Source organism: Pseudotenacibaculum sp. MALMAid0570 (assembly GCF_040151415.1).
GTDB lineage: Bacteria > Bacteroidota > Bacteroidia > Flavobacteriales > Flavobacteriaceae > Polaribacter.
In genome coordinates this window covers 1-5,282 of record NZ_JBDKWF010000036.1, presented here as the reverse complement: position 1 = coordinate 5,282, position 5,282 = coordinate 1, and the positions used below count along the sequence as shown (strand labels likewise).

Annotated in this window: 8 protein-coding genes; all 8 read left to right on the top strand. The window is 33.2% G+C overall.

Annotated elements, in window-relative coordinates; all coding sequences use genetic code 11:
* Positions 1–1,296, top strand: a 1,296-nt coding sequence (locus AAON49_RS00285; protein ID WP_349551770.1) for a heavy metal translocating P-type ATPase, incomplete at its 5' end; no start/stop codon positions are given.
* 30 nt (positions 1,297–1,326) lie between these two features.
* The gene (locus tag AAON49_RS00280; RefSeq protein ID WP_349551769.1) at positions 1,327–2,445 is read left to right on the top strand and encodes a DUF4238 domain-containing protein; all 1,119 of its coding nucleotides are present in this window, start codon (positions 1,327–1,329) and stop codon (positions 2,443–2,445) included.
* 159 nt (positions 2,446–2,604) lie between these two features.
* A complete protein-coding gene (locus tag AAON49_RS00275; protein ID WP_349551767.1) occupies positions 2,605–2,979 on the top strand; it encodes an ArsR/SmtB family transcription factor in 375 nt (124 codons plus the stop codon).
* Positions 2,976–3,569, top strand: a complete 594-nt coding sequence (gene merTP, locus AAON49_RS00270; RefSeq protein ID WP_349551766.1) for a mercuric transport protein MerTP — start codon at positions 2,976–2,978, stop codon at positions 3,567–3,569. The genes AAON49_RS00275 and merTP overlap by 4 nt, the downstream gene beginning before the upstream one ends.
* The gene (locus AAON49_RS00265; protein ID WP_349551764.1) at positions 3,569–3,781 is read left to right on the top strand and encodes a GDCCVxC domain-containing (seleno)protein; all 213 of its coding nucleotides are present in this window, start codon (positions 3,569–3,571) and stop codon (positions 3,779–3,781) included. Before merTP ends, AAON49_RS00265 begins: the two co-directional genes overlap by 1 nt.
* A 5-nt stretch (positions 3,782–3,786) precedes the next feature.
* Positions 3,787–4,236 (top strand): hypothetical protein, encoded by a 450-nt coding sequence (locus AAON49_RS00260; protein ID WP_349551763.1) that lies wholly within the window; start codon positions 3,787–3,789, stop codon positions 4,234–4,236.
* Complete coding sequence (locus AAON49_RS00255; protein ID WP_349551762.1) at positions 4,236–4,616, top strand: VOC family protein; 381 nt, start codon at positions 4,236–4,238, stop codon at positions 4,614–4,616. Before AAON49_RS00260 ends, AAON49_RS00255 begins: the two co-directional genes overlap by 1 nt.
* 299 nt (positions 4,617–4,915) lie before the next feature.
* A partial coding sequence (locus tag AAON49_RS00250) for an HYC_CC_PP family protein (protein WP_349551760.1) occupies positions 4,916–5,282 on the top strand: 367 nt, incomplete at its 3' end.

Genomic DNA, 5,282 nt, shown 5'->3' with positions numbered 1-5,282 from the left:
AGTATCAATTTAGAAAGTGTTATTGAAGTTGAAGTAACCAATACCTTTGAAGATAGTTCTATTGCCAGAATATTGGATTTGGTTCAAAATGCTACTGCTCGTAAATCCAAGACAGAACTATTCATCAGGCAGTTCGCACGTGTCTATACACCCATTGTTGTCTTTTTGGCTATTGATGTTACATTCATTCCTTATTTTTTTGTAGACGATTATGTATTTAGAGATTGGTTATATAGAGCCCTAATTTTCTTGGTTATTTCTTGTCCTTGTGCATTGGTCATTTCTATTCCATTGGGTTATTTTGGTGGATTGGGAGCAGCTTCAAAAAATGGAATATTATTTAAAGGAGCTTCATTTATAGATTCAATGACCAAGATAAATACATTGGTGATGGATAAAACAGGAACTGTTACCAAGGGTGTTTTCAAGATCAAGGATATTAAATCAATAGATTGGGAAGAATCGGAATTTATGAAATACCTAATGGCAATGGAAGATCAATCCACGCATCCAATAGCAAAAGCCATTATGGAGTACAAAGAAAATGGTGATGACTATGATGCAAAAGGAGTATCTGAAATTGCAGGTAAAGGTTTAAAAGGTATTATAAACGGTAAAACTGTTTTAGTTGGAAATAAAGCTTTGATGATTGCTAATGATATTACTATTCCAAATGAAACAGATTCTATAGTAGAATCAATAGTGTTGGTTTCAATTGACAATACATTTGCGGGTTATGTGGTGATAGCGGATGAATTAAAAGAGGATGCAAAAAAAACGATTACGGAATTGCATAATGTTGGTGTCAAAAATATTATGATGCTTTCAGGTGATAAGGATTCCATCACCCAACAAGTGGCCAAAGAATTGAATATTAAAAAAGCCAAAGGTGGATTATTACCAGAGGATAAATTAAATGAAGTAGAAACTTTAAAGAAAAATCCTGAAAACAAAGTAGCTTTTATAGGTGACGGCATTAATGATGCGCCAGTTTTGGCAGCAAGTAACGTTGGTATTGCGATGGGCGGTTTAGGTAGTGATGTGGCTATTGAAACCGCAGATGTCATTATTCAAACTGACCAACCCTCAAAAGTGGTTAGAGCTATTAAAATAAGTCGTTCCACCCGTAAAATTGTATTGCAGAATATTATACTTGCCTTTGGTGTTAAAGCTATCGTGTTGATTTTAGGTGCAGGCGGTCTAGCTACAATGTGGGAAGCTGTCTTTGCAGATGTTGGTGTAGCACTATTGGCTATCTTGAATGCTATACGATTACAAAGAATGAATTGGAATTAGTATATTCCTAAAAATTCATTCATTTCATATATGGCTAAAAATGGACCCATAAAGCAACACTACATTCCACGTTCTTATCTTAAAAATTTTGGTGTTGAAGGTAAGAAAGGAAACTATTTTGTTGATGCTTATAGACTAGAAGATGACTTGCTTTTAGAACAAATTAGTACCAAGAGTATTTGCTTTGAAAAAAATCTTTATACAATCCCAAATGCTGAGATTGATAGAAAATACGATTTAGAACATCATTATGCCGAACACGTTGATTCGGAATTTCCCAAGATTTATAAACTACTTACCGATGAAAGTGTCAAGGTATTGATCCCTGAGCAAAAAAGGCAGATATTATACGTTTGCCTTTCACTTTATTTTAGAACACCTAGGTTTCTTAATCATCAAAACGCATTTACCGACCAAATCTTGGATAGAATGCTATTGTACGCCAATAAAAATGGCGACCTTAAGTTTACATTTGAAGAAGAAAAGCACGAGTTTAATATTAAGGACATTGATAAGGTCAGATACGAATTTAAAGAGCGAAACAGGGTTAAATTCTTGGTACAACATTTAGAAAAATGGAAAGAATTTGTAGACTTCAAATACGACTGTACTATAAATGTCCACCGAATCAATGATAAGAACGCACCATTGATAACTTGCGATAACCCCGTATCAATACGAGGTATGAAAACTACAAGGTTCGAGGGTATTTTTAATCCTAATTCAGTAATAACTTTGCCATTGGATACCAGATACTATTTAGAAATCTTCCCCAATAGTATTGCCGATGGTCAAACCAGAATCCATAGAATGGTTCATGATAGAGATTACGTATTTACGACCAACGCCATAATCCAAAGTAATGCCGAGAAGTTGATAATTGGGAAACCAGGAACAATTGAAAGGCATTTTGAAATTCAATCGAGTTATGAGGAAGGTGATAATGGTGAACAATTTGTGGAAAAAGCAAAATATAAATTAGAGCAAATGCAGAAATTTGCAGAACTCTGTGAAAAGACAGGATTAACATCAAATGAAACAGTTGCTCAACTTAAAAAAATGCTAAGTCATAAATATTTAAAAAATGAAGACCAGCTTATTCAAATGAAAAGGCTACTTATTGCTACTGGTCATTGGAATCGGAAATAGAAATCATAGTTACTTACTTTTCCAATAATGCTTCAAAACTTAGTAGGCATTCGTACGTAAAAACTATGAATTAGAACTAATCCAACTTCTTATATAATTTATATTTAATTATATTATTTAAGTATTTGCTTAAATAATAAATAAATGTAATTTTGCTTTATGGAAAACAATTCATGTATAAGGCAAAAAGCCGATGTTCATCAGATAAATCGTTGTAAAGACACTGTTTCGGAATTAAATGAGTCGTTCGACTATCTGGCAAATGGACTTTCGCTGGTTGGAAATAGTGTACGACTAAAAATGCTTTATCTACTCTTTAAGGAAGAAAGACTTTGTGTTTGTGATTTAAGCGATATTCTTGGTATGAATATTTCTGCGATTTCTCAACATTTGAGAAAAATGAAAGATAGAAGTTTAATAGAAACGGAAAGAGAAGCACAAACTATTTTTTACTCACTCACAAATGAATATGCAAAAATGCTTAATCCGTTTTTTGAGATACTTGATAAAAACAAAGCTTTAGATACAGTATGAGAAGTGAAAATAAATTAGTGGTTACAAGCATCCTAGCAGCAATCACAGCTTCATTATGTTGTATCACCCCTGTTTTAGCATTAATTGCAGGAACAAGTGGTGTAGCTTCAACATTTTCTTGGATAGAACCTTTCAGGCCTTATCTAATTGGATTGACAGTTTTAGTTCTCATTTTTGCTTGGTATCAAAAACTTAAACTTAAAAAGCAAGAAATTGATTGTGATTGTGAGGATGATAAACCTCGATTTATCCAATCAAAAAAATTCCTTTTTTTGGTTACAATTTTTGCCGGACTAATGTTAGCGTTTCCACACTATTCTCATTTGTTTTATTCAAACTCAAATGTTGAAAAGCAAGTCGTTTACGTATCTGAAAGTAATGTAAGCGAACTAACCTATTCCATTCAAGGAATGACATGTGCAGGATGTGAAGCGCATATAGAGAGTGAAGTAAACAAACTTGACGGAATAATTAAGGTCAAGGCTAATCATGAAAAAAGTAATGCAGTTGTAAAGTTTGATAAAACAAAAGTTACCAATAAAGAAATTGAAGATGCGATTGGAAAAACAGGATATAAAATCATAGAATAATGGAAACTATTTTAAAATCTACAATCACCTGTCCAAAATGCGGACATAAAAAAGAAGAAGAAATGCCAACTACAGCTTGTCAATTCTTTTATGATTGTGAAAATTGTAAAGAAGTATTAAGACCTAAGCAAGGTGATTGCTGTGTGTATTGCTCTTATGGAACTGTACCTTGTCCTCCTATTCAAGAAAATAAAAGTTGTTGTAATAGTTAGAAAATATGGATTCAAAAAACACAATATCATCTAAAGCATTGCCATTAGGCAAACTTCTCAGGTTTGCGCTTGGGATATTTTTTGTCACAGAGGTTTGGCCAGTATATATGGATGTTACTACTAATGGAGTTTTAATTCGTTTAGGTTGGGCGCTGGGGCTAATGATAGTATACTCTTTATTGCATCTATTTATCTTAAAATTTACACCTAAAATCAATAGTATTATTTGCGCAGTATTAGCCTTCGGTCCCTTACTAGCAGTTTTCTTTATTGGATATGGAGGTCCAGCAGCTACAGGGGCGTTAACGTATCTTTCTGTTGCATTACTAACAGCGGCAGTGCGTGGAGATGGAGGTTGTGAAGTTATGTCTGTACCTGCATTATTTACAGGGAAACATACTCATTTATCATGTTTGTTATTTTCTCCTATTGATTGGTGTGAAAGTAAATTATAATGGAAGACTCAATGGATTATAAAATAGATAGTGTACGACCTTTTATTGGAGCTAAAGACTTTGACGTATCAAGAACGTTCTACAAGGAATTGGGTTTTACGGAAGTTGTAGCAGATGACAATCTTTCTTTTTTTGGGGTGGAAGGACAACAAGGTTTTTACTTACAGCGATATTATGTAGAAGAATGGGTGGCAAATTCTATGATTGTTCTATCGATAAACAATATCGATACATGTTGGAAAAATCTTGTTGCTAAGGACTTAGAAAGCAAATATGATGGAGTAAAACTAATTCCGATAAGAAATTTTGAATGGGGGAGAGAATGTTTTGTGCATGACCCATCAGGTATTTTATTGCACTTTTGTGAGTTTAAAAAATAGACATATTTAAAAATGGCCTCATAAGTTTTTGATAATTCCTCACAACAGAGAGAAAAATATCTTGAAAAGTGCGGACGAATTGCACAGAGCTCAAATATGTCTTTGAAACTATCTAATTTGTTGTACATGAATTAAAAAAAACAGGGTTTTAAACTCTGCTTTTCTTTGTAGTGAAGACGAGATTTGACTCTATACCTCAGGGTTATAAAGCATAAATATTATTTTTTTGATAAAATACTTACCTAAAATTTTGTTAACCAAAATGAAGTAATACATATTTTCATACCTTTGTAGTCTTAATGAAAAAAGCAATTCATAAAATATCTGCATTTCTCATGGCATTGGTTGTATTAATGTCAACCATGTCATTCACAGTGAGTATGCACTATTGTCAAGGTGAATTGGTAGATACAGCAATTTTTCAAAAAGCTCATGATTGTGGTATGGAAATGGGCGATGAAAGCAGTATGAAAATGGAAGGGTGCTGTAATGACCAAGAAATTAGTATTGAAGGTCAAGATGAATTAAAACTCCCTGTTGCAGATTTGAACCTTGACCAACAGGTTTTTGTTGCCGCTTTTATTCATTCCTGCATTGAATTATTTCAAACCACTGAAAAAAGAAAAAATTCTTTTTTTGATTATCCCCCTCCTTTTATCGTCAGGC